The following is a 23,953-nucleotide window of genomic DNA, read 5'->3' as shown; positions in this document are numbered from 1 at the left end:
TGGTTCATGCAAATTTGGCCTGGATCTCGTCCGAGATGTTCTGTGGCACGGCTTCGTAGTGGTCGAACTGCATGGTGAAGTTCGCCCGTCCCGAAGACATCGACCGCAGGGTGTTGATGTAGCCGAACATGTTCGCCAGCGGCACGAAAGCGTCGATTGCAATCGCGTTACCGCGCGTGTCCTGCCCCTGCACCTGGCCCCGACGGGAGGTCAGATCGCCGATGATGCCGCCGGTGTATTCTTCCGGTGTCACCACTTCGACCTTCATGATTGGCTCCAGCAGCTTCGCGCCGGCTTTCTTCATGCCTTCGCGCATACCCATCCGGGCCGCGATTTCAAACGCCAGAACGGAGGAGTCCACATCGTGGAACTTACCGTCGACCAACGCCACCTTGAAGTCGATCACAGGGAAGCCCGCCAGCGGACCGGAGTCCATGACAGAGTTGATGCCCTTTTCAACACCGGGGATGTATTCCTTGGGGACGGCACCACCGACAATGCGGCTTTCGAAGGAATAGCCTTCGCCGGGTTCTGTCGGCATCAGGATCATCTTCACCTCGGCAAACTGACCGGAACCACCGGACTGTTTCTTGTGGGTATAGGTAATCTCGGCTTCGCGGCTGATCGTCTCCCGATAAGCCACCTGCGGCGCACCGATGTTGGCCTCGACCTTGAATTCCCGCTTCAGACGATCCACCAGGATGTCGAGGTGAAGTTCACCCATCCCCTTCATGATGGTCTGACCGGATTCAAGGTCTGTTTCCACACGGAAGGAAGGATCCTCAGCGGCCAGGCGCGCCAGACCGGTGGACATTTTTTCCTGGTCGGCCTTTGTCTTCGGCTCGACCGCGATCTCGATCACCGGATCGGGGAAGGTCATCGTTTCCAGCACGACCGGATCGTTGACCGCGCAAAGCGTGTCACCGGTTGTGGTGTCCTTCAGACCCGCCAGCGCGATGATGTCGCCCGCGAAGGCTTCGGTGATTTCCTCACGGTCGTTGGAGTGCATCATCATCATCCGGCCCACACGCTCTTTCTTGCCCTTGGTAGAGTTCAAAAGCGTGTCGCCCTTGTTCAGAACACCCGAATAGATGCGTGTGAAGGTCAACGTCCCGACGAAGGGGTCGTTCATGATCTTGAACGCAAGGCCGGAGAACGCCATGTTGTCATCCGCGCGGCGCGGGATGTCACGTGTTTCCGTCTCGTCGCCCGGCTTGAAGCCCATATAATCCACAACGTCCATCGGCGATGGCAGATAGTCGATCACAGCGTTCAGCAGCGGCTGCACGCCTTTGTTCTTGAAGGCAGAACCACACAGAACGGGGATGAACTTGATCTCAAGAGTGCCTGCACGGATCAAGCGGCGCAGCGTGGCGACGTCCGGCTCAGCGCCGTCCATCAGATAGTTCTCCATCGCATCGTCGTCCATTTCCACGGCGACTTCGATCATCTTGCCGCGCCATTCGTCGGCTTGCGCCTTCAGGCTGTCGCGGATCGGACGTTTTTCCCAGGATGCACCAAGGTCTTCACCGGCCCAGACCCATTCTTCCATGGTCACAAGGTCGATCATGCCTTCAAGCTCAGTCTCTGCCCCGATCGGGATCTGGATTGGGCAAGGTGTGGCACCTGTACGGTCTTGGATCATGTGAACGCAGTTGAAAAAATCCGCGCCGATCTTGTCCATCTTGTTGACGAACACGATGCGCGGCACCTTGTAGCGGTCGGCCTGACGCCAAACGGTTTCTGTCTGCGGCTCAACACCGGCGTTGGCGTCCAGAACGGCAACCGCGCCGTCGAGAACCGCCAGCGAACGCTCAACCTCGATGGTGAAGTCCACGTGGCCGGGGGTGTCGATGATGTTCATCCGGTGCTTGGGCGTATCCGCAGTGGAGCCATCTTCGGTGCGCTCCCAGAACGTTGTGGTGGCAGCCGAGGTGATGGTGATGCCGCGTTCCTGCTCCTGCTCCATCCAGTCCATCGTGGCGGCCCCGTCATGGACCTCGCCGATGTTGTGGGACTTGCCGGTGTAGTACAGGATACGCTCGGAACATGTGGTTTTACCGGCATCGATGTGGGCCATGATGCCGAAGTTGCGATAGCGGTCTAGCGGATAGTCGCGTGCCATTTGAAAGCTTCCTCAGAAGTATGCTTTGAAAAGGGTCAAGGGCCCGGAGGATCCGAGCCCTGATCGTGTGTATATTACCAGCGGTAGTGGCTGAATGCCTTGTTGGCGTCGGCCATCTTGTGGGTGTCTTCGCGCTTTTTCACGGCTGTGCCGCGGGACTGAACAGCATCCATCAGCTCACCTGCAAGGCGCTCTTCCATTGTGTTTTCGTTGCGCGAACGGCTGGCCTTGATCAACCAGCGGATGGCCAGCGCCTCGCGACGCTCGGGGCGCACTTCGACGGGCACCTGATAGGTGGCACCACCGACGCGGCGCGAACGCACCTCGACGGAAGGTTTGATGTTGTCGAGCGCTTCGTGGAACACCTCGATGGGGGCGCGTTTGATCTTGTCTTCGACGCGAGTCATGGCGTTGTAGACGATGCGTTCGGCGACGGATTTTTTGCCGTCGATCATCAGGTTGTTCATGAATTTGGTCAGAACCAGATCACCGTACTTGGCGTCTGGCAGAACTTCGCGTTTTTCAGCGGCGTGGCGGCGTGACATGTTGGTGTCTTCCTCTTGGCGGGTGGCGCGTTACAGGCGCGCACAACGGATGGATGGTAGGGTGCGCATGTACTGCGCACCGCTGCTCAAATTACTTGGGACGCTTGGCACCGTACTTGGAACGGCGCTGTTTCCGATCCTTGACGCCTTGCGTATCCAGAACACCGCGCAGGATGTGGTAGCGCACACCGGGAAGGTCCTTCACACGGCCGCCACGGATCAGAACGACGGAGTGTTCCTGAAGGTTGTGGCTTTCACCGGGGATGTAGGAGATCACTTCGAAACCGTTGGTCAGGCGGACCTTCGCGACCTTCCGCATGGCGGAGTTCGGTTTTTTGGGTGTTGTTGTATACACACGGGTGCACACGCCACGCTTTTGCGGGCACTGCTCAAGGTGCATGGATTTGGAGTATTTGCGTTTCGGCTGCCGCGGCTTGCGGATCAGCTGTTGGATCGTTGGCATTCCGGTTTATCCCCGTCTTGGCTCTCACATGGTGCACGAGGGCGTCCCCATGCGGTTTCAAATTCACTGCCAACGCATCACGCGCGGCGGGTTGTCATGGCCCCTTCGCACGGCGAACATACGCAATGCGAAAACACCGCGACGTTCCCGTACCGAGGTGAACGAAGCGGTGGGGCACCAGAGGATCGGATCAGCAATAGACCGGATCTTGACCACGACAGTTATGATTTCAGCACGCAAAGCAGGGCTTCGCTGCCGAGATAGCGCGCGTATAGAAGGTCGGTCGTGGGCTGTCAACACCAGCACGACGTCCAGCAAGGGCCGAAACCGGTTGCCAGCGCCCAAGCCCCCGCGACATAGTGCACATCGGGGCGCGACAGGCAGCAAGGAACCACAGTGATGCAGGCAATCGGGCTTTGTCGTTTCTCCTATCCGGCTTTGGGCGGGTTTCAGGTAGAACACGACACCATCGAAGATCGCATTGCATATCTTTACGAGGACGCCCGGCTGGAAGAACGGTTTCGACTTCTCGAAACCGTCGCCCTTCCCTGCCTGCGGGCGCAGACGGACAAGGATTTCATCCTGATCATCGTGATCGGAGACCAGTTTCCCGCACACTACAAAAAGCGCCTCGAAGCGTTGATTGACGACCTGCCGCAGGCGCTGATCCATGAAGAACCGCCGCGCAAGCAGCGCGAGGTGATGAAAGAGATCCTGAACGACGCACGGAAAGACTCGTCCGAACCCTGCCTGCAATTCCGCTATGACGATGACGACGCCGTCGCCGTCGACTTCATCGCCAAGCTGCGACAGGCTGCTGCCGATTGCGCCCCCTTGCTGCGTCGGCACAGGTCGGTCGCCTTCGACTGGAACCGGGGCTTTGTCGCGGAATTTGGTGCAGACGGGATTGCAGTGGCCGATCTTTTTCGGCAGTTCTATGTCGCGTCGCTGGGCATGTTCATCAAAGGCAACAGCCCCCTGACGATCATGAACTTCGCGCATGAGAAAATTCCGCGCTTCATGCCCGCCATCAGCTTTTCGGACGATGCGATGTTCGTGCGCAGCCACAACGGGTTCAACGATTCGCGGCAAAAGCAGGTCCGGCAAATACCGGTCACGCCGATCTCGGCGGAGTTGGAGGAAACCTTTCGACAGCGCTTCGCCATAGACGTCGACCACGTCCGCCGCGTCTTTTCAGCGCCGTGACACCTTGCTTTCACGGTAAAGCGTGAACAAACCCGTCCCCACGACAATTGCCGCGCCCAGCAGCGTCCAGTTGTCCGGCCATTCCCGAAAGGCCAACCAACCCAGGATCAGGGCGAAAACCAATCCGGTATAGCGGAACGGGGCGATGAACCCGACCTCCCCCACGCGCATGACCCGGACCGAGAAATAATACCCCCCAAGGATGAACACCGCCGCCCCGGCAATCAGCGTGGCATGCCATCCGCCGATGGGTGCCCAGGGCTGAAACAGGGACACCACGCCCGCGCTGCCCATCACCGTCAGTGCCGAAACCAGCGTCACGGTGATTGATGGCACCTCCGGTGACAATTGCCGTGTGGCCAGATCGCGCACGGTTACAAAGCCCACTGCACCAAGGGCCACGACCGACCAAACGGTAAACCCTTCCGCCCCCGGCTTGATGATCAGCAATACCCCCACAAGCCCGATGGCAATGGCCGTCATGCGCCGCCATCCCAGGGCTTCCCTGAGCACCAGCGCGGACGCAAGGGTCACCGTCAGCGGCAGCGCCTGCAAGATCGCCGTCACATTGCCCAGCGGCATGTGAAAAAGCGCCGACAGAAAGCAGAACGTGGCGCAGACCTCTGCCATGGCGCGCAGACCCACCAGCGCCCAATCCCGGCGTTGCAGATCGAAGCTCAACCGCCCCAACCGCCCCCGCGACCCAATCACAAGGATCGAGGTCAGCAGCCCGCGCAAAAAAATCAATTGAAACAGCGGCACCACCCCGCCCGTCATCTTCACCAGCGTGTCGTTGATCGTGAAGCACGCCATAGATACCATCATCAACAACGCACCGAGGATGTTAGGCGACATTCATGTCACCTCCCCGGTCTTCAGCGTGGCCAGCATGTCGTGGTTCAACCCAAATCCCCGCCGCAGACAGCGTCGTATGCCGACCGGTTTCAGGGTTCCCGCCCGACCCGTCGGCTGCGCCCCTGAATCGTTATCCTGATGAACCGACCTGATCCACATCGGCTGCGCCACTTCGGTATAGCAATCGTAATACTGCATGAACTGCCGATGGTTGCGCCGGAACACGGTGGCGGGGTTTCCCTTTTCGGCCACCATCGCCAAACCAATCCCAAGCGGCGCGCGTTCGTACCACTCGGTAACGGGCTCTTCGGCCTCAGGGTTCAAATACAGACCCCGATTGAAGGCGATGACAAAGGGATCAGGCGTTTCGCGCAAACCAAGCATGTGATTGCCGATCTTGCGGACCCGGCCAATGGTGTCGCGGTGCATCGCATCATCATCGTCTTGGCGGAATGTCGCGATGTGCGTTGCAGCGGGATCATCCGGCAATGCGTCATAGGCCGCCTTGACGGCCTGGATATGCACCATCGGGGGCAACGCCACCAGATGAGCGGCGTCAAATCCATGCAACAGGTCTTCCAGCCTGCTGCGGGCCTCCGCAGGGAAATCCTCTCCGATCAGAATGGCGACGGTGAAATCCTGGTCTTCCTGCAATTTCAACGTATGCAAGGCGAGCCGTTCGAACAATGCGAACCTGCGCATCATCCGCGCAGGCTCATAAAGCATGGCACGCATCTGCTCCAGACCTTGGGTGGACTTGGCGAACCCGTTCTCGGACAGATAGGAAAACCTGAGCAAACCCTTGATCTGTACCTTCTTCCCTTGCGCCATGCCCTGCCCCACGTCTTTGGTCAGACGCTAAGCGATGGCGCGGGGGGAGGGAAGGGTTTTGGCGTGTCTCCTCCCTCCGCAAATGAAAAGGCCCCCGCATTCGGTGGAATGCGGGGGCCTCTCTATCTTTTCTCAGCGTCAGATCATTCGCGGCTTTCGTCGTCCATGATCACGGTGTCGAACACGTCGCCACCAACGATGTCGCCATCCTCAGCCGCAGGTGCGGCCAATGCCGCCGCCGCTTCGGCTTCCTCGCGGCGCGCCTCGATCACGACATTGTCGCGGTCCTGTGCAACCTTGCGCATCGCCTGCGTGGCGCCACCCGTACCCGCCGGGATCAGACGGCCCACGATGACGTTCTCCTTGAGACCCACCAGTTTGTCCCGCTTGCCCTGCACGGATGCTTCGGTCAGCACGCGCGTTGTCTCCTGGAAGGAGGCGGCAGAGATGAACGAACGGGTCTGCAAGGACGCCTTGGTGATGCCCAGCAGGATCGGCTCGCCCTTGGCCAGACGCCCGCCTTTGGCAGCCGCCTTTTCGTTGGCAAGATCGAATTCCTGCTTGTCGACGTGCTCTCCCTTAAGCAGCGTGGTATCGCCGCTTTCCTGGATTTCCCACTTCTGCAGCATCTGACGCACGATGACTTCGATGTGTTTGTCGTTAATCTTCACACCTTGCAGGCGATACACGTCCTGCACTTCGTCGATCATGTAATCCGCCAGTGCTTCAACACCCATGATGGAAAGGATGTCATGCGGCGCGGGGTTGCCGTCCATGATGTAGTCGCCCTTCTGGACAAAATCACCTTCCGCAACCGGAATGTGTTTGCCCTTCGGCACCATGTATTCGACCTTCACGTCTGCATCTTCAGAGGATTCAATCGCGATGCGGCGCTTGTTCTTGTAGTCCTTGCCGAACCGCACATAGCCGTCGATTTCCGCGATGATGGCGTGATCCTTGGGGCGACGTGCCTCAAAGAGTTCGGCCACACGCGGCAGACCACCGGTGATGTCCTTGGTCTTGGCTCCTTCACGCGGAATACGCGCGATGACGTCACCTGCCTTGATCTCGGTACCGTCTTCAACAGACAGAACCGCATCCACGGACATCGGATAGGTCACTGGATTGCCCGCATCGTTGCGCACGGGCTCCCCGTCTTCGCCGACCAGAATGACCTCGGGCTTCAACTCGTTGCCCTTGGGTGCCGCACGCCAGTCGATCACGATCTTCTGGGTCATGCCTGTCGCATCGTCCGTCTCATCCTTGACCGCGATCCCGGACACGAGGTCCACGAACTTGGTCATACCGGATTTCTCCGCGATGATCGGCAGGGTGTAGGGATCCCATTCGAACAACTTGTCGCCGCGCGCCACCTTGTCGCCGTCCTTGACGAAGAGGGTCGTGCCGTAGCCGATCTTGTGGCTGGCCCGCTCTGCCCCGTCTTCACCGACGATCAGCATCTTCATGTTCCGGCCCATCACCATGATCGCGCCGCTGGCGTTCTCAAGGGTCTGTGCGTTCTCGAACACGATCTTGCCTTCCTGGCTTGCTTCAAGGAACGACTGCTGGCCACCCTGCGCAACACCGCCGATGTGGAAGGTCCGCATCGTCAGCTGTGTGCCCGGCTCACCAATCGACTGCGCCGCAATGATACCCACCGCTTCGCCCTGGTTCACCAGCGTACCGCGTGCAAGGTCACGACCGTAGCACATGGCGCAAACGCCCTCTTCGGCCTCGCAGGTCAGCGGCGACCGGATGCGCGCGGATTGCACGCCCGCCTCATCGATCGCATCTGACATACGCTCGTCAATCAGCGCACCCGCTGGGGCCAGCACCTCGTCCGTGCCCGGCTTCACGATGTCATCTGCCGCCACACGGCCCAGCAGACGCTCCGCCAGCGAAGACACGACCTCACCATCGTTTACAGCCGCTTCGGCGGTGATCGCAGCTTCGGTGCCGCAATCGTGCATGCGCACGATGCAGTCCTGTGCGACGTCCACCAGACGACGGGTCAGGTAACCCGAGTTCGCCGTTTTCAAAGCCGTATCAGACAGACCCTTCCGCGCACCGTGGGTGGAGTTGAAGTATTCAAGAACGGTCAGACCTTCCTTGAAGTTGGAGATGATCGGCGTCTCGATGATGTCGCCGTTCGGCTTGGCCATCAGGCCGCGCATACCGCCCAGCTGCTTCATCTGCGTGACAGAACCACGCGCACCGGAGTGCGCCATCATGTAGACTGAGTTCGGCTCCATTTCAGCGCCGTTCTCATCCGTCCGCTCGGCAGAGATGGAGCCCATCATCGCATCGGTGACCTTGTCGTTACACTTCGACCAGGCATCGACCACTTTGTTGTACTTCTCACCCTGGGTGATCAGACCGTCCATGTACTGCTGTTCAAAGTCCTTGACCTGTTCGCGGGTCTCATCGACCAGCGTCCATTTGCTGTCAGGGATCAACATGTCGTCCTTGCCGAACGAAATGCCCGCCTTGAACGCCTCACGGAAACCCATTGTCATGATCTGGTCGCAGAAGATGACGGATTCCTTCTGGCCGCAATAGCGGTAGACGGTGTCGATGACCTGCTGCACTTCCTTCTTGCGCAGCAGACGGTTGACCAGATCAAACGGAGCCTTCGCATTCAACGGCAGCAACGCACCCAGACGCACACGACCGGGGGTCGTATCAAAGCGCATCATGACTTCGTTGCCTTCGTCGTCGATCTGCTTGATCCGGGCCTTGATCTTGGCGTGCAAATGCACTTCGCCCGCGTCCAGCGCGTGCTGTACCTCGTCCACAGTGCCAAAGATCTTGCCTTCGCCCACCATGCCGTCACGCTCCAGCGTGGTGTAGTAAAGACCAAGGATCATATCCTGCGACGGCACGATGATCGGCGCGCCGTTTGCTGGCGACAGAACGTTGTTCGTGGACATCATCAAGACACGCGCTTCAAGCTGTGCTTCCAGCGAGAGCGGCACGTGAACAGCCATCTGGTCACCGTCGAAATCGGCGTTGAAGGCCGAACAAACCAGCGGGTGAAGCTGGATCGCTTTACCTTCGATCAGGACAGGTTCAAACGCCTGAATGCCCAAACGGTGCAGCGTTGGCGCACGGTTCAGCATCACGGGGTGTTCGCGGATGACTTCATCCAGAATATCCCACACCTCGGGACGTTCCTTTTCCACCAGCTTCTTGGCCTGCTTCACGGTGGAAGACAGCCCTTTGGCCTCCAGCCGGGAGTAGATGAACGGCTTGAACAACTCCAACGCCATCTTCTTGGGAAGACCACATTGGTGCAGCTTCAGTTCCGGCCCGGTCACGATGACCGAACGACCGGAGAAGTCGACGCGCTTGCCCAGAAGGTTCTGACGGAAGCGACCCTGCTTGCCTTTCAGCATGTCGGACAGCGATTTCAGCGGACGCTTGTTGGCACCCGTGATCACACGGCCACGGCGGCCGTTGTCGAACAGCGCATCCACAGATTCCTGCAACATCCGCTTTTCGTTACGGACGATAATGTCAGGCGCGCGCAACTCGATCAGACGCTTCAGGCGGTTGTTCCGGTTGATCACACGACGGTAAAGGTCATTCAGGTCAGACGTCGCAAAACGGCCGCCATCCAGTGGCACCAGCGGGCGCAGTTCCGGCGGGATCACGGGGATCACGGTCAGAACCATCCACTCCGGGCGGTTGCCGGATTCAAGGAAGCTCTCGACGACCTTCAAACGCTTGATGATCTTCTTGGGCTTGAGTTCACCCGTGGCTTCTTTCAGCTCCTCGCGCAGCTGTTCTGCCTCTGCTTCCAGATCAATCGCCGCCAGCATTTCGCGGATCGCTTCGGCACCGATGTTGGCGGTAAACGCATCCATGCCGTAAGCATCCTGCGCGTCCATGTACTCTTCCTCGGTCATCATCTGACCGTAGGTGAGGTCCGTCAGACCGGGCTCGATCACCACGTAGTTTTCGAAATACAGCACGCGCTCCAGATCGCGCAGGGTCATGTCCAGCATCAGACCAATGCGGGATGGCAGCGATTTCAGGAACCAGATGTGCGCGACGGGTGCCGCCAGTTCGATATGGCCCATACGCTCGCGGCGGACCTTTTGCAGCGTGACTTCCACACCGCATTTTTCGCAGACAACGCCGCGATACTTCATGCGCTTGTATTTGCCGCACAGACATTCGTAGTCCTTGATCGGGCCAAAGATACGCGCGCAGAACAGGCCGTCACGCTCTGGCTTGAACGTGCGGTAGTTGATGGTCTCGGGCTTCTTGATCTCACCGAAAGACCACGACAGGATCCGCTCCGGCGACGCCAGAGAGACCTTGATTTCGTCAAACACCTTTGGGGGTGTGAGCGGGTTGAACGGGTTGTTTGTCAGTTCCTGGTTCATATCGTTTCCTCAAGTTTCAGAGGGTGCGGGGAAATATGTGATCGAAAGGTGCGCATTTACTGCGCACCGCGCCTCGATCACTCATCTTCCTCCGCATCCAGGAGTTCCATATTCAGGCCGAGGCCGCGCACTTCCTTGACGAGCACGTTAAAGCTCTCCGGAATGCCCGCTTCGAAGTTATCCTCGCCCTTCACGATGCTTTCATAGACCTTCGTCCGGCCCGCAACGTCATCCGACTTCACCGTTAGCATTTCCTGCAGGGTGTAGGCAGCGCCGTAGGCTTCCAGCGCCCAGACTTCCATTTCCCCGAAACGCTGACCACCGAACTGCGCCTTACCACCCAGCGGCTGCTGTGTGACAAGCGAGTACGGCCCGGTTGAACGCGCGTGGATCTTGTCATCCACAAGGTGGTGCAGCTTGAGCAGGTATTTGACACCCACGGTCACAGGACGCGCGAATTGCTCGCCCGTGCGACCGTCAAACAGGATCGACTGACCGGAAGAGTTGAACCCGGCACGCACCAGCGCGTCGTTCACATCCGCTTCCTTGGCACCGTCGAACACCGGCGTTGCAATCGGCACACCACGCGTGACGTTACCTGCCGCCTCAACCAGCGTGTCCTCATCCATGCCTTCCACACCTTCGGCATACACATCTTCGCCGTAGGCAAGGCTCATCGCCTCGCGCACAGGCGTCAGATCGCCGGAGCGCTTATATTCCTGCAGCGCCTCATCGATGTTCACGCCCAGACCGCGCGCGGCCCAGCCCATGTGGGTCTCAAGGATCTGGCCGACGTTCATGCGGCTCGGCACGCCCAGCGGGTTCAGACAGAAGTCCACCGGTGTCCCGTCCGCAAGGAATGGCATGTCTTCCATCGGCACAACCTTGGAAATCACACCCTTGTTGCCGTGACGGCCGGCCATTTTGTCACCCGGCTGCAGCTTGCGCTTCACCGCGACAAAGACTTTGACCATCTTCATCACACCCGGAGGCAGATCATCACCCCGGCGCACCTTCTCGACCTTGTCCTCGAACCGCGCATCCAAGGTCCGCTTCTGGATCTCGTATTGCTCGTTCAGGGCCTCGACGATCTTGGCATCGTCCTCATCGGCCAAGGCCAGCTGCCACCACTGACCACGGGTCAGTTGATCGTCCAGCAATTCATCGGTGATCTTGCTGTTCGCCTTGACGCCCTTGGGGCCCTTGACGGCCACCTTGCCCATCAGCATCTCGCGCAGGCGCGCATAGATGTTCCGGTCAAGGATCGCCAGTTCGTCGTCGCGGTCACGGGCAAGGCGTTCGACTTCCTCACGCTCGATCTGCAACGCACGTTCGTCTTTCTCAACACCGTGGCGGTTGAACACGCGCACTTCGACAACCGTGCCGAAGTCACCCGGCTTCACCCGCAGCGATGTATCGCGCACGTCCGACGCTTTCTCACCAAAGATGGCGCGCAGGAGTTTCTCCTCCGGCGTCATCGGGCTTTCACCCTTTGGTGTGATCTTGCCGACCAGAATATCGCCCGGCTCCACGTCCGCGCCAATGTACACGATGCCCGCTTCATCGAGGTTGCGCAGCGCTTCTTCACCGACGTTTGGAATGTCGCGGGTGATTTCCTCTGGCCCCAGCTTGGTATCACGGGCGGCGACTTCGAATTCCTCGATGTGGATCGAGGTGAAGACGTCGTCACGGGAAACCCGCTCAGAGATCAGGATGGAATCCTCATAGTTATAGCCATTCCAAGGCATGAACGCGACCACCACGTTCTTGCCCAGCGCCAGTTCACCCATGTCCGTGGATGGACCATCGGCGATCACCTGACCCTTTGTCACCGTCTCACCCACCTTCACAAGCGGACGCTGGTTGATGCAGGTGTTCTGGTTGGAACGCTGGAACTTGCGCATGCGGTAGATGTCCACGCCCGCATCACCCAGCTCAAGGTCCTCGGTGGCCCGGATCACGATACGTGACGCATCGACCTGGTCGATGACGCCAGCACGTTTGGCCATATAAGCCGCCCCGGAATCCCGTGCCACGACTTCTTCGATGCCTGTACCCACAAGTGGCGCTTCCGCCTGCAGCAAGGGCACAGCCTGACGTTGCATGTTGGAGCCCATCAAGGCGCGGTTCGCATCGTCGTTCTCAAGGAACGGGATCAATGAGGCCGCGACAGAAACCAACTGCTTGGGTGAAACGTCAATCAAATCAACGTTTTCCGTAGGTGCCAGCGTATAGTCACCCGACTGACGGGTGGAAACCATTTCGTTGACGAACTTCATGTTGGCATCAAGGTTCGCGTTGGCCTGCGCAACGGTGTGACGCATTTCCTCGGTCGCGGACATGTAGTGAACCTCATCGGTCACCGTGCTGTTCTTGACGACGCGATAGGGCGTCTCAATGAAGCCGTACTTGTTCACACGCGCAAACGTCGCCAGAGAGTTGATCAGACCGATGTTCGGCCCTTCCGGCGTTTCAATCGGGCACATCCGACCGTAGTGCGTTGGATGCACGTCGCGCACCTCAAAGCCCGCACGTTCGCGTGTCAGACCACCTGGCCCAAGCGCCGAAAGGCGACGCTTGTGCGTGACCTCGGACAACGGGTTGGTTTGGTCCATGAACTGCGACAGCTGCGAGGAGCCGAAGAATTCACGCACAGCCGCCGCAGCAGGCTTCGCGTTGATCAGGTCCTGCGGCATCACCGTGTCGATCTCAACGGAAGACATGCGTTCCTTGATCGCACGCTCCATCCGCAGAAGGCCGACGCGGTACTGGTTCTCCATCAGTTCCCCAACGGAGCGCACACGACGGTTGCCGAGGTGGTCAATGTCGTCGATGTCGCCGCGACCGTCGCGCAGATCCACCAGCGCCTTGATGCAGGCCACGATATCATCGCGGTCCAGCGTCCGCTGCGTGTCTTCCTTGTCGAGCGCCAGACGCATGTTCATCTTCACACGGCCAACTGCGCTCAGGTCATAGCGTTCGCTGTCAAAGAACAGCGTGTCGAACAGCGCAGATGCCGCTTCAACGGTGGGCGGCTCGCCCGGACGCATGACGCGGTAAATGTCCATGAGCGCGGTATCGCGGTTCATGTTCTTGTCGTTCGCCATGGTATTGCGCATGTAGGGGCCGACAGTGACGTTATCGATGTCCAGAAGCGGAATGTTGGTGATACCCGCATCCACCAGTTCCTTGGCCGTCCCGCCGATCAGTTCGCCGTCTTTGTCGTATTCCAGCGTCAGTTCATCGCCCGCCTCGACATAGATCGCGCCGGTTTCCTCGTTGATGATGTCCTTGGCCGCAAACTTGCCCTGAATATGATCGAACGGCAGCAGCAGTTCTGTCACGGTGCCTTCGTCGATCAGTTTCTTGACCGCGCGCGGCGTGACTTTCTTGCCCGCTTCGAACAGAACCTCACCGGATTTCGCATCCACGATGTCATAGGTCGGGCGCGTGCCGCGCACACGCTCGGGGAAGAACGGGGCAACCCAGCCCTTGTTCTTCTTCAGCTTGTAGCTGATCGTGTTGTAATAAGCATCCATGATCGCTTCCTGATCAAGGCCCAGCGCATAAAGCAGCGTGGTCACAGGCAGCTTGCGGCGACGGTCGATGCGCGCGAACACGATGTCCTTCGCGTCAAACTCGAAGTCCAGCCATGACCCGCGATATGGGATGATGCGGCAGGCGAACAGCAGTTTGCCGGAGGAATGCGTCTTGCCCTTGTCGTGATCAAAGAACACACCGGGGGAACGGTGCATCTGGCTCACGATCACACGCTCAGTCCCGTTCACGATGAACGTGCCATTGGGCGTCATCAGGGGCATGTCGCCCATGAACACGTCCTGTTCCTTGATGTCCTTGACGGATTTCGCACCTGTGTCTTCATCCACATCGAACACGATCAGACGCAGGGTGACCTTCAGCGGCGCGGAATAGGTCATGTCGCGCTGCTGGCACTCTTCCACGTCGTACTTGGGCTTTTCCAGCTCGTACTTGACGTATTCCAGAACGGATGTTTCGTTGAAGTCCTTGATCGGGAAGACCGACTGGAACACACCTTGGATGCCATCGCCATCGGTGGGGGTTTCCGCATCGCCCGAGTTCAGGAACAGATCATAGGAGGATTTCTGAACCTCGATGAGGTTCGGCATCTCCAGAACTTCCCGGATTTTGCCATAATATTTACGAAGGCGCTTCTGACCGAGGAAAGACTGAGCCATAGGTGGTGATTCTCCGTTTTTGGTGCAAAGGGCTCGGATGGGGCGACCGAGCCAGTGCCGGATGTGGACCGTGACGTTTCCATACCAGAAGAACTTCCCACCAGTTCTTCACCCGAAACGACACAATGGTCCTATCAAAGCTCAGCCTCGACTGAGCTTTGATAGGACAATTCGATTTTTTTTAGTGGTCTGAAAGCAGGGGGCTACCGAATCAGATTGCGCATGGATGTTTCACATAGCAACTGACCTCCCGGCTTTCAACACACAGAGCTTGACAAATTCCGATTCATTGCATCGCCAGGGCTGAAAGATGCGCCATACGCTCCCTGCTCAGAGTGTCAAAGTCGTGATCAGCCGCAAAATCTAGCGCCCGCTGGCAGGCATCGGCGACCCCTGCACGATCCTGATCCAGCGTTGCCAGCAAATCCGCCATCGCAACGTGATCTCCCATCGGGCAGGTCCACCCACCGTCTGATTGTTCTTGCAGATCACGCCACATGTCATTGGCAAATCCCGCAACCGCCAACCCGCAGGCCATGGATTCGATATAGGTGCACGACGGATCCGATTGCCGATGACAACACAGGAAAACGTCAGCCCGGTCGCGCAAGACCGGGACCAGAACCGTCTCGAAATCCACCGATTTGTGCAATCTGACCCGCTTACCAAGCCCCGCCGCTGCAATCTCCGACTCAATCGCGGGCACAAGGCTGCCTTCGCCATAAATATCCAGTTCGAATGCAACGCCGCGCGCATCCAGCAGCTTTGCAACGGGCAGCAGGTCATGTGCGCCCTTCATCCTCTCCAATCGCCCTGAAAACACCAGCGCCAGCGGATCACCCCGCAGCAGCCTGTCACGACGCGCAGCCATTTCCGCTGCCGTGGCACACATGTCCCGCGTCATTCTGTTGTCAAGAAACAGCAGCGTATCGTCATTGATCGACTTGCAGACCTCGTAGGCCGGATAGCCATTCGCCTGAAGCGCATCCATCGCGTGCAGGAAAGCGTTGCGCTTCTGCTCCCTCAGGCGCAGCCGCACATCGCGGATGATGCGGCGCAGCGGGTTGCCGTGCTGCTCCAGTGCGCTGATCTGTCGGCGTGTCTCAAGCGTGTATTCCAGCGTCGCGACCAGTTTGGTCTTCTGCCCCTGCAGCAACCCCGTCAGTCCCAGGTTACGATCATCGTCCGCGCTGCACAGCAGAACGTCATAACCTGCAAGATGCTCCGCCGTGACCGGCGCGTCGGGGGCCAACACGGTCAAACCAAAGGGATGGACCTTGGGATCATATATCTCGGTTGTAAAAGGAAGGCTGCCATCGAAGGCGCGCAAAATGCAGTCGAATGGGCCGGGGAAGTGTCCCGCCTGCGTTGTCATCCCGCTTGCGAATTTGCCGTCAAGACGGATGTCCGCGCCATCCAGGACGGCCGGGGCCGGCGCAATCATAAGCATGCTGGGCTTTGACATTGCCACCGATCTCTTACCCCGAAAGGAAAACAGCCGGGCGATTGCCCGGCCGTCTGTCGTTTCTTAGGCCAGCTCGACTTCGGCGCCAGCTGCTTCCAGCTTTGCCTTGACGTCTTCTGCTTCGGCTTTGTCCACGCCTTCCTTGATCTTGCCGCCGGCTTCGACCAGGTCCTTGGCTTCTTTCAGGCCCAGACCGGTGATGCCGCGCACTTCCTTGATCACGTTGATCTTGGATGCGCCCGCGTTCTTCAGAACGACGTCAAATTCGGTTTTTTCCTCATCGGCGGCACCGCCACCATCAGCAGGACCCGCCATCATCACAGCGCCGCCAGCGGCGGGCTCGATGCCGTATTCGTCCTTGAGGATTGTCTTCAGTTCTTGTGCTTCAAGCAGGGTCAGACCAACGATCTCTTCTGCCAGTTTCTTCAGATCAGCCATGTTTAGCTCTTTCCGTTAACGATATGTGTGTTCCAACGCGTGCAATCTGCCACCCGCCGGTTTGACGATGTTGCGCTTCAGGCCGCCTTGTCCTCGATCGTGGACAAGATGGATGCGATATTGCTTGCAGGTGCGCCAATGGCCCCGGCGATGTTCGATGCAGGTGCGCCCAGCATGCCCGCGATGGTGGAGATAAGCTCCTCCCGCGAAGGCATCTTGGACACGGCTTCGACACCGGCGACGTCCAACGCGTTCTCCCCCATGGAACCACCAAGAATCACCAGCTTCGGGTTTTCCTTGGAGAATTCCTGAGCAACCTTGGCCGCAGCCACAGGATCCTCGGAATAGGTAAGAACGGTCATGCCCGTCAGAAGGTCGGCGATGCTTTCGCATGGCTTTCCCTCAAGGGCAATCTTGGCGAGCCTGTTCTTTGCAACACGCACAGCACCACCCGCGTCACGCGCACGTGCGCGAAGGTCCTGCATCTCTGCAACTGTCAAACCGGTGTAGTGGGAAACCACAACCACGCCAGAGCTTTCAAAGATCTGGCCGAGTTCGTCGACCAATTGTTCTTTTTGTGCTCTATCCACAGTTTCACTCCAGTAAGGGAGGGTTGCCCCTCCGGCTCAGTTTTGCCGGAACTTGCGGTCCCGACATTTCGGGTCCTTACGGGGTCTTGCGCATCGCTGCGGATGGCAGGAAATGCCGATCCGAAGAAAATATGCCGTTTCCCGTCTCAGGCAGGAATTATGCCGGTAAAATCACCGGCACCCACCGTCTCGGACGAAAAGCAACAAGAGCGCGACGAATCGCGCTCTCACTACCTCAGGCGGGCATAGCCCCTTGTCTGGAATTTTCCAACCCCCAAAGCCTTGATTCCAGCCAAAATGCCATACCGCGTCAGGGTTGATCATCGGCAGCATAACGCACTGTCGCTTCCAATACCTCCGAAACCGCCGGGAAATGTGCGGCGATCAGCGCCTCGCGATCAAGCCGCAAGGCAAACCGCGCGCCGCACTCCGACAGCGTTGCAAGCCGCGCGTTATCAAACACATGGATCTGATCGTACAACGCGCGAAGGGCCGGTTCTGGGTCGTTACCCTCCAGTATCTCGGTCAAAACCGTCTTGATACGCCCCGGAAAACCGCTTGAAGCCAACCGCCACGGCAGCTTGGCCCGCCAGATATCGAACCCCTGATCAAAAAAATGTAGCAGGTACGCGCCTTCCTCCGGACCAAGAACCCGGTCCATCACGACCGTGCCATCAGGGTGCTGCATGAAATGCTGGCGCATCACCAGACCCGCCTGCCCGGCGCGGTTGGCAGTCTTGCCCACGGTATGACCGCTTAGACCCTGACGCTTCTGCATCAGACCCGCCTGATCACCATAGATGCGCCGAACAGCCTCGCGCGACATAACCAGCCTGAACTGATCCGCCCCTTCCAACTCAGGGCTTTGAATGTTCTCCGCAGGCAAAAAGGTGACCGCGCGCACGGCACCGGGCGTCGCGTCCAGCTCCTGCGCCAGGGTCCTGCCCTGCAGATGCAGCAATTCATCCCCGTCCACATAAAAGAACCAGCCGTCGCCTTGCTGCTTGTAGAAATGGCTCATCACAAGGTTCTGGCGGCGGGCAAAACGTACGGCGGGATTGATCCCGATGCTAAGCCAGAAGTCTTCGGTGCAGGGGACGCATTGCACTTGCGGATGGTCTTTCAGCACCGCGATGGCCGGGTCGGCAGGATCATCAAAGCACAGCAAAATGCGGTCCGCCCCCTCGCGCAGATACCAGGCAACGAAATGCAGGGTCACCGACAGCGTTTCGCGCAGGACGCACCCTACGGTCAGCATGATATCGCCCTCCTGCACCCCTGTGCGGCTCTGCTCACGGCTCGCCTCCTCTCACCTGTCCCAGAACCTGACTTGCGTCCTGCCCAAATGCAAAAAGGCGAGCCGCATGGACCCGCCTTTCCTGATCAAGTGTCACACCCGCACCACATCACGTGGCAGGGCGGCGGAACGATTACTCGCTGACCGCATCCTCAACGGCCACGGAAATTCCGGGGCCCATGGTGGAGCTGAGGTTGATCTTTTTCATGTAGGTGCCCTTGGTGCCCGATGGCTTGGCCTTTGCGACCGCACCGATGAAGGCGCGCACGTTTTCGACCAGCTTGCCTTCGTCGAAGGACAGCTTGCCAACACCCGCATGGACGACACCGCCCTTTTCGGCCTTGAACTGTACTTCACCGCCCTTGGCTGCCTTCACGGCGTCCGCGACATCCATGGTGACCGTCCCCACCTTGGGGTTCGGCATCAGGTTGCGCGGGCCAAGCACCTTACCCAGACGCCCCACGATGGGCATCATGTCCGGGGTCGCGATGCAGCGATCGAATTCGATCTTGCCGGACTGCACGGTTTCCATCAGGTCCTCTGCGCCGACGATGTCCGCGCCTGCCGCTTCGGCTTCTTCGGCTTTCGGACCGCGGGCAAAGACAGCAACGCGCATGGTCTTGCCGGTGCCGTTGGGCAGGCCAACCACGCCGCGGACCATCTGGTCTGCGTGACGTGGATCAACGCCAAGGTTCATCGCGATCTCGATGGTCTCATCGAATTTCACCTTGGAGTTCGCCTTGATCAGCGCGACCGCTTCTTCAACTGTCACATCTTCCTTGCCGGCGAATGCCTCGCGGGCGGCGGTGGTACGTTTTCCCAGTTTTGCCATCTTACTTTACCTCGATGCCCATGGACCGCGCAGAGCCCAGAATGATCTTCATCGCCTGATCCACGTCATTCGCGGACAGGTCCACCATCTTTGCTTCCGCGATTTCGCGCAGCTGTTTGGTGGTCACGGAACCAACGGTTTCGCGCGACGGTGTTTTCGCACCGGAATTCACCTTGGCGGCTTTTTTCAGGTAATAGGACGCAGGCGGCGTCTTGATGTCCATGGTAAAGGACTTGTCCTGAAAATAGCTGATCACGGTGGGGCACGGCGCGCCCGGCTCCATGTCTGCGGTCTTGGCGTTGAACGCCTTGCAGAATTCCATGATGTTGATGCCGCGCTGACCCAATGCGGGGCCTACGGGTGGCGACGGGTTGGCTTGCCCCGCCTTGATCTGCAACTTCATCGTACCGACGAGTTTCTTGGCCATTGGCCTTCTCCTTTTCCAACGCCCCTTGGTCGCGACCGCGGGGGTATGTGTTGTGTGGTCCGGATTGCGCGCCGCGGCGCGCGTGCCTCCCACATGAGTGAGTCGCCCCAAAGAACGACTGGCGTCGGATATAGGGGGTAGGAACACAATGCAAGGACAACGTGCATACCAAGCAAGACGGTTTAGAAGATGGATTTGCCCGTGGGGCCTAGGCTAAGAATACACATATGACACGCAACCCTTCGGACAACGATCAGACGCGCGCCCTGGTTCTGGCGGCAGAACGGGAGGCGCAGATGGTGTCTGCCTTTGCGCGCCTCCTCATCACCTGCGCGGCAATCACGCTGTTCCTGATTGCGGGCGGGCTCACCCTTCCGGTTGCTCCAGTGGTTCTGACCTATCTCGGGTCCTACGCAGTGGTTTCGATCATATCTGCGATCTTCTCAATGGAACGCTTCTTTGATCCGAAGATGAGCCTTTTCTTCACGGCGATTGATGGGTGCTCGTTGGCGCTCCTGATTGGTTTCGCGCTGACTGTCTCCGGCTCCCCCATGAGCCTGCACAGCGCGGTCCCCGGGTTCGTATTCTTCTTTTCCATCCTGATCCTGGCCACGATGCGCTACACCGTGCTTCCGGTAATCATCGCATTTGTCAGCTTTGCCGGGACGTGGTTCGTGTTTTCGTCTGTCTACGGCATTGACACCACGCCCCAGGAAAACCCCGGTTTCTTCTTCGGATCGGTTCAGAATGCCGCGCGGTGGGGATTTGTCGGCATTGCCACACTTCTCGCGCTTCTCGCTGTCAGCCGACGCCGCAGAACCCTGGAGACCGCCATTACCGCGGCCAACCGGTCCGCCAACCTGTCGCGTTACCTGCCGGATCGCATCGCAGATGTGGTGGCAGAACAGGGGATAGACGCGCTGAAATCCGGCAGACAACAGCATGCTGTTGTTCTTTTCGCGGATATCCGTGGGTTTACAGGGATATCTGAACAATTGCCCCCCAAAGAACTGGGGCAGATGCTCAGCGCCTTCCGTGCGATTGTGACAAAGGAAGTTGCCGCGCATTCAGGCTTTGTGGAAAAATTCATCGGCGATGCCGTCATGGCCGTTTTCGGCGTACCCAGTGACAACGGACAAGCGGAGAAGGACGGGCTGGCCTGTTGCCTGCGAATCCTCAAGAAGATCGAAGACTGGAACCATGAGAGGCAGCGCCTGTCACAGCCTCCGGTCAAGATCACCATAGGCGCCCATTGCGGAGAGGTCTTTGCCGGGGCGATTGGCACACCGGACAGAATGGAATTTACCGTTTTGGGAGATACCGTGAACGTCGCCGCCCGACTGCAGGAAACCGCAAAGTCTACTCAGTCCGGGTTGGTTGTATCTGGTGAACTCCTGCGCAGGGCGTCGGGAGAGGAACAAGCGCCTCCGGCTTGGTCAGCTCTTGATCAGACCGACATCCGCGGCCGCGTGGCGCAGATCACATCGTTTGCATACGACCCCGGATGAGCAAACTGAAAGGTGGAATGGGAGTGAGCCGAGTGATCGGTGACGATCACCCTGACACGCCATCGGACCCCATCAACCCTGCTTGTTCACCTGCGTGAACTCCAGTTCCACCGGGGTTTCGCGGCCGAAGATCGACACCGTCACCTTCAGGCGCTGGTTCTCGTCATCGACTTCCTCAACCATACCGTCGAAGTCCTCGAACGGACCATCGGCAACCTTGACCTTCTCACCCACCTCGAAATGGATCAGCGTGCGTGGCGCATCTTCGCCTTCCTGCACGCGGCCCAGGATGGCCTGCACTTCGGCGTCGCGCATCGGCATCGGGCGACCCTGCGGGCCCAGAAAACCGGTGACGCGGTTGATCGAATTGATCAGGTGATAGCCCTGATCCGACATTTCCATGTGCACCAGAACATAACCGGGCATGAAGCGCCGCTCAGTCGTGACCTTCTTGCCGCGCCGGACCTCGATCACCTCCTCGGTGGGAACCAGCACTTCGTCAATCTGTTCTTCCAGCCCATGTTCTTCGGCAGATGTGCGGATCTGCTCCGCAATCTTCTTTTCGAAGTTGGACAGGACGCTGACCGAATACCACCGTTTTGCCATGTGTAACTGGGCCTCTGCTTGGGACGGCGTCTTCGCCTGCCGTCGGTCCGATGTTCGCGCCGGATCACCCCGGCAAATCTGAATAAAAAAGCGGCGCGCAAATTGATTCTTCGCGCGCCCGATCAGATCAGGATTGCGGAGTAGCGCGCAGCGGCGCTGACTTCAAGCGTTTATCTGTGGAAAGAATGCTCGCGCAGGCTTCAGCCAAACATGCCCAGAATGGTGTTCAGCCCGCCACGGATCAGAATATCCACAACCGCAAAGAAGACCGCCGTCAGGGCCGCAAGGATAAACACCATCACCGTGGTCAGCATCACCTCACGCCGCGTGGGCCAGACGACCTTCGCCACTTCGGCGCGGACCTGCTGGATGAACTGAAGCGGATTGGTGGTGGCCATGATGCATTCCCTGATGATCTGACAGGTCATTTAGACGCTGCAGCGACGCAGATCAAGCCTGCAAAAGATCACACTTCGGTTTCGCGCATATCTTTCAGACGGCGATCAAGGGCGGCGTCGTGGCGATCTTCGGCGGCTTGCAATTCCTGAAAATCCGGCAAGTACAGACCATCGACCGTCCCCTCCGGGAAACGGTCAAGCACGGCGTCCCATTTCATTGCAAACGTGTCCAGCCGGGCATGAAGGGCCGCGGAACGGGTTGGATTGCGTTCCGCATACCAGCGGGCCAGCGCCATGCCACGCTGCCAGAAGCCGTCATAGCCCAGCACCAGAAAGACTCCGACAAAGATGAACAGGGTCAGCAAGACGATACCGATCACCAGACCGGGGCGGAACAGAACCAGCAACGCCAGTGCGGCAAGGGTCATGTGCTTGGGCGTCGGGCGATAGCCCTTGATGCGCGCCATCAGCGGTGCGGTGGCTTTCGACACAAGCCCGGGCCCACGAGGCTTTTTGGCAGGACGCGGTGCAGCGCCGGCCTCTTTCTCGGGGGCTGCGATCGGCGGCAGGATCCGACGCGCGGCACGTCCGGTCTTCGCATCCGCCTCGCATGGCGCAGGTTCTGGATCAACCGGCTGCGCATCGGCCTTCCTTGACCGCTTCGCAGAAGCAGGAGCCGCGACAGGTGCTTTGGTTTCTTCAGCCAGCAGGGACCGGATTGCATCCATGGACGCATCATCCAGCGGCGCATCCGCATCTGTGCCTGCCGTCTCAACCGGGTCAGCGGGTGTGTCTTCTATCTTGAGATTTTCGTTCTGTACGTGATCGGTCATCTCTGTCTCTTTCGCCTGATCCTTTCTCGCGTAGCCGCAGGAAACGGCAATTACGGGGCGAAAAAGTGGCAGAAAAACGGCCAGCCTTGTGGATACACCACGCGGCAGGGCGGCTCACGTCAGATTCCGGAAAGGATGGCAGGGGCTGAGGGACTCGAACCCACGACCCTCGGTTTTGGAGACCGATGCTCTACCAACTGAGCTAAACCCCTGTGCCGGGCTTCGGGTTAGTCGCAATCGTTCCCGCAATCAAGGGGGATCATCCCCTGCGACCGGTTTTTCCGCATCATTTTGGAACCTTGCCCCCGGGATGCTGCGTTGATCCCACAACATCGCAGACAATGCGCAACACGAAGGGAAACACAAGATGACACTCAACACGCTCAAAGACGTCTACCACGACCAACTGCAAGACCTGCACAGCGCCTGCAAACAGTCGCTTGAAGCCACGAACGCACTGGGCCGCGCCGCCTCCGACAAGGAATTGAGCGAGGCCCTGATCGACGGTTCGAACGGCATCGCCCGGGGTCTGGACAAGCTCAAATCGCTTTGCGCGACCCACGAAATCGATCCCCAGGGCGAGCATTGCAAAGGCATGGAAGGTCTTGTGGAAGAAGCGCAGGCACACGTGCTGCACGCCGATTTCGGGGATGACGCCGCGCGCGACGCGATGATCATCACCCAGTATCAGCGCATGGTGCACTACGCGCTGGCCGGATACGGGTGTCTTGTTGCCTTTGCCAACCGTCTGGATCTGGATGAAGACGGCGCAATTCTTCAGGCCCAGCTTGACAACACGTACGACGGCGACCGTCGCATGACCGACATCGCCAAGGGCGGTGTGAACCAGAAGGCCGCCTGATCCACGACCCCTAGCTGACAAGATGACAACCCCGCCCATCGTGGCGGGGTTTTTGCTGCCTGCC

At 58.9% G+C, this 23,953-nt stretch carries 19 protein-coding genes and 1 tRNA gene; 3 read left to right on the top strand and 17 right to left on the bottom strand.

The window, feature by feature from the left end; all coding sequences use genetic code 11:
• Positions 1–4 precede the first annotated feature (4 nt).
• The 3 genes from fusA to rpsL form a co-directional block, all read right to left on the bottom strand.
• Positions 5–2,125 carry an elongation factor G gene (gene fusA / locus AB4X18_RS11245; RefSeq protein ID WP_370400165.1) on the bottom strand — a complete coding sequence of 707 codons (2,121 nt, stop codon included), beginning with the start codon at positions 2,123–2,125 and terminating at the stop codon, positions 5–7.
• Positions 2,126–2,199: 74 nt separating this feature from the next.
• A complete protein-coding gene (rpsG, locus tag AB4X18_RS11240; RefSeq protein ID WP_008224920.1) occupies positions 2,200–2,670 on the bottom strand; it encodes a 30S ribosomal protein S7 in 471 nt (156 codons plus the stop codon).
• Positions 2,671–2,761: 91 nt separating this feature from the next.
• The gene (gene rpsL / locus AB4X18_RS11235) at positions 2,762–3,133 is read right to left on the bottom strand and encodes a 30S ribosomal protein S12 (protein WP_299883192.1); all 372 of its coding nucleotides are present in this window, start codon (positions 3,131–3,133) and stop codon (positions 2,762–2,764) included.
• A 399-nt stretch (positions 3,134–3,532) separates the two neighbouring features.
• On the opposite strand from rpsL, the gene AB4X18_RS11230 reads away from it, so the two are divergent.
• Complete coding sequence (locus AB4X18_RS11230) at positions 3,533–4,339, top strand: putative rhamnosyl transferase (RefSeq protein ID WP_432817419.1); 807 nt, start codon at positions 3,533–3,535, stop codon at positions 4,337–4,339.
• Here AB4X18_RS11230 and AB4X18_RS11225 read toward each other — a convergent pair.
• The 10 genes from AB4X18_RS11225 to rplK all read right to left on the bottom strand — a co-directional run bounded on the left by AB4X18_RS11225 (position 4,328) and on the right by rplK (position 19,682).
• Positions 4,328–5,194, bottom strand: coding sequence for a DMT family transporter (locus AB4X18_RS11225; RefSeq protein ID WP_370400164.1), 867 nt, complete (start codon positions 5,192–5,194; stop codon positions 4,328–4,330). The genes AB4X18_RS11230 and AB4X18_RS11225 overlap by 12 nt on opposite strands.
• A complete protein-coding gene (locus AB4X18_RS11220) occupies positions 5,195–6,025 on the bottom strand; it encodes a glycosyltransferase (protein WP_370400163.1) in 831 nt (276 codons plus the stop codon).
• 143 nt (positions 6,026–6,168) lie between these two features.
• Positions 6,169–10,416 carry a DNA-directed RNA polymerase subunit beta' gene (rpoC, locus tag AB4X18_RS11215; RefSeq protein WP_370400162.1) on the bottom strand — a complete coding sequence of 1,416 codons (4,248 nt, stop codon included), beginning with the start codon at positions 10,414–10,416 and terminating at the stop codon, positions 6,169–6,171.
• A 77-nt stretch (positions 10,417–10,493) separates the two neighbouring features.
• On the bottom strand, positions 10,494–14,633 hold the full coding sequence (rpoB, locus tag AB4X18_RS11210; protein ID WP_432816602.1) for a DNA-directed RNA polymerase subunit beta: 4,140 nt from the start codon (positions 14,631–14,633) through the stop codon (positions 10,494–10,496).
• Between the two features lie 286 nt (positions 14,634–14,919).
• Complete coding sequence (locus AB4X18_RS11205) at positions 14,920–16,098, bottom strand: glycosyltransferase (protein WP_432816601.1); 1,179 nt, start codon at positions 16,096–16,098, stop codon at positions 14,920–14,922.
• 63 nt (positions 16,099–16,161) lie between these two features.
• The gene (rplL, locus tag AB4X18_RS11200; RefSeq protein ID WP_370400160.1) at positions 16,162–16,536 is read right to left on the bottom strand and encodes a 50S ribosomal protein L7/L12; all 375 of its coding nucleotides are present in this window, start codon (positions 16,534–16,536) and stop codon (positions 16,162–16,164) included.
• A 77-nt stretch (positions 16,537–16,613) separates the two neighbouring features.
• Positions 16,614–17,126, bottom strand: a complete 513-nt coding sequence (gene rplJ / locus AB4X18_RS11195) for a 50S ribosomal protein L10 (protein ID WP_370400159.1) — start codon at positions 17,124–17,126, stop codon at positions 16,614–16,616.
• Between the two features lie 310 nt (positions 17,127–17,436).
• Positions 17,437–18,384 carry a glycosyltransferase family 2 protein gene (locus tag AB4X18_RS11190; RefSeq protein ID WP_370400158.1) on the bottom strand — a complete coding sequence of 316 codons (948 nt, stop codon included), beginning with the start codon at positions 18,382–18,384 and terminating at the stop codon, positions 17,437–17,439.
• A 172-nt stretch (positions 18,385–18,556) separates the two neighbouring features.
• Positions 18,557–19,255 carry a 50S ribosomal protein L1 gene (rplA, locus tag AB4X18_RS11185; protein ID WP_432816600.1) on the bottom strand — a complete coding sequence of 233 codons (699 nt, stop codon included), beginning with the start codon at positions 19,253–19,255 and terminating at the stop codon, positions 18,557–18,559.
• A gap of 1 nt (position 19,256) precedes the next feature.
• Positions 19,257–19,682, bottom strand: a complete 426-nt coding sequence (gene rplK, locus AB4X18_RS11180) for a 50S ribosomal protein L11 (protein ID WP_370400156.1) — start codon at positions 19,680–19,682, stop codon at positions 19,257–19,259.
• A gap of 227 nt (positions 19,683–19,909) precedes the next feature.
• Between rplK and AB4X18_RS11175 the strand changes: the two genes are divergently transcribed.
• On the top strand, positions 19,910–21,190 hold the full coding sequence (locus AB4X18_RS11175) for an adenylate/guanylate cyclase domain-containing protein (RefSeq protein WP_432816599.1): 1,281 nt from the start codon (positions 19,910–19,912) through the stop codon (positions 21,188–21,190).
• Positions 21,191–21,262: 72 nt separating this feature from the next.
• On the opposite strand, the gene nusG is transcribed toward AB4X18_RS11175, so the two are convergent.
• From nusG to AB4X18_RS11155, 4 genes are all read right to left on the bottom strand, one after another.
• Positions 21,263–21,796 carry a transcription termination/antitermination protein NusG gene (gene nusG, locus AB4X18_RS11170; protein WP_370400153.1) on the bottom strand — a complete coding sequence of 178 codons (534 nt, stop codon included), beginning with the start codon at positions 21,794–21,796 and terminating at the stop codon, positions 21,263–21,265.
• Positions 21,797–21,996: 200 nt separating this feature from the next.
• On the bottom strand, positions 21,997–22,194 hold the full coding sequence (gene secE / locus AB4X18_RS11165; RefSeq protein WP_370400152.1) for a preprotein translocase subunit SecE: 198 nt from the start codon (positions 22,192–22,194) through the stop codon (positions 21,997–21,999).
• Between the two features lie 68 nt (positions 22,195–22,262).
• Positions 22,263–23,027, bottom strand: coding sequence for a hypothetical protein (locus tag AB4X18_RS11160; protein ID WP_370400151.1), 765 nt, complete (start codon positions 23,025–23,027; stop codon positions 22,263–22,265).
• A gap of 136 nt (positions 23,028–23,163) precedes the next feature.
• Positions 23,164–23,239 (bottom strand) — tRNA-Trp (locus tag AB4X18_RS11155).
• A gap of 155 nt (positions 23,240–23,394) precedes the next feature.
• On the opposite strand from AB4X18_RS11155, the gene AB4X18_RS11150 reads away from it, so the two are divergent.
• Positions 23,395–23,889, top strand: a complete 495-nt coding sequence (locus AB4X18_RS11150; protein WP_370400150.1) for a DUF892 family protein — start codon at positions 23,395–23,397, stop codon at positions 23,887–23,889.
• Positions 23,890–23,953: the final 64 nt, after the last annotated feature.

The organism is Sulfitobacter rhodophyticola, assembly GCF_041281685.2.
Classification (GTDB): Bacteria; Pseudomonadota; Alphaproteobacteria; order Rhodobacterales; family Rhodobacteraceae; genus Sulfitobacter.
Note: the sequence above shows the minus strand (reverse complement) of the source record. Positions and strands in the feature narration are given on the sequence as shown.

Bases quoted from the DNA above. Each gene is read 5' to 3' on its own strand.
- fusA (WP_370400165.1), bottom strand. From the start codon at position 2,125: ATGGCACGCGACTATCCGCTAGACCGCTATCGCAACTTCGGCATCATG.
- rpsG (WP_008224920.1), bottom strand. From the start codon at position 2,670: ATGTCACGCCGCCACGCCGCTGAAAAACGCGAAGTTCTGCCAGACGCC.
- rpsL (WP_299883192.1), bottom strand. From the start codon at position 3,133: ATGCCAACGATCCAACAGCTGATCCGCAAGCCGCGGCAGCCGAAACGC.
- AB4X18_RS11230 (WP_432817419.1), top strand. From the start codon at position 3,533: ATGCAGGCAATCGGGCTTTGTCGTTTCTCCTATCCGGCTTTGGGCGGG.
- AB4X18_RS11225 (WP_370400164.1), bottom strand. From the start codon at position 5,194: ATGTCGCCTAACATCCTCGGTGCGTTGTTGATGATGGTATCTATGGCG.
- AB4X18_RS11220 (WP_370400163.1), bottom strand. From the start codon at position 6,025: ATGGCGCAAGGGAAGAAGGTACAGATCAAGGGTTTGCTCAGGTTTTCC.
- rpoC (WP_370400162.1), bottom strand. From the start codon at position 10,416: ATGAACCAGGAACTGACAAACAACCCGTTCAACCCGCTCACACCCCCA.
- rpoB (WP_432816602.1), bottom strand. From the start codon at position 14,633: ATGGCTCAGTCTTTCCTCGGTCAGAAGCGCCTTCGTAAATATTATGGC.
- AB4X18_RS11205 (WP_432816601.1), bottom strand. From the start codon at position 16,098: ATGTCAAAGCCCAGCATGCTTATGATTGCGCCGGCCCCGGCCGTCCTG.
- rplL (WP_370400160.1), bottom strand. From the start codon at position 16,536: ATGGCTGATCTGAAGAAACTGGCAGAAGAGATCGTTGGTCTGACCCTG.
- AB4X18_RS11190 (WP_370400158.1), bottom strand. From the start codon at position 18,384: ATGCTGACCGTAGGGTGCGTCCTGCGCGAAACGCTGTCGGTGACCCTG.
- rplA (WP_432816600.1), bottom strand. From the start codon at position 19,255: ATGGCAAAACTGGGAAAACGTACCACCGCCGCCCGCGAGGCATTCGCC.
- rplK (WP_370400156.1), bottom strand. From the start codon at position 19,682: ATGGCCAAGAAACTCGTCGGTACGATGAAGTTGCAGATCAAGGCGGGG.
- AB4X18_RS11175 (WP_432816599.1), top strand. From the start codon at position 19,910: ATGACACGCAACCCTTCGGACAACGATCAGACGCGCGCCCTGGTTCTG.
- nusG (WP_370400153.1), bottom strand. From the start codon at position 21,796: ATGGCAAAACGGTGGTATTCGGTCAGCGTCCTGTCCAACTTCGAAAAG.
- secE (WP_370400152.1), bottom strand. From the start codon at position 22,194: ATGGCCACCACCAATCCGCTTCAGTTCATCCAGCAGGTCCGCGCCGAA.
- AB4X18_RS11160 (WP_370400151.1), bottom strand. From the start codon at position 23,027: ATGACCGATCACGTACAGAACGAAAATCTCAAGATAGAAGACACACCC.
- AB4X18_RS11150 (WP_370400150.1), top strand. From the start codon at position 23,395: ATGACACTCAACACGCTCAAAGACGTCTACCACGACCAACTGCAAGAC.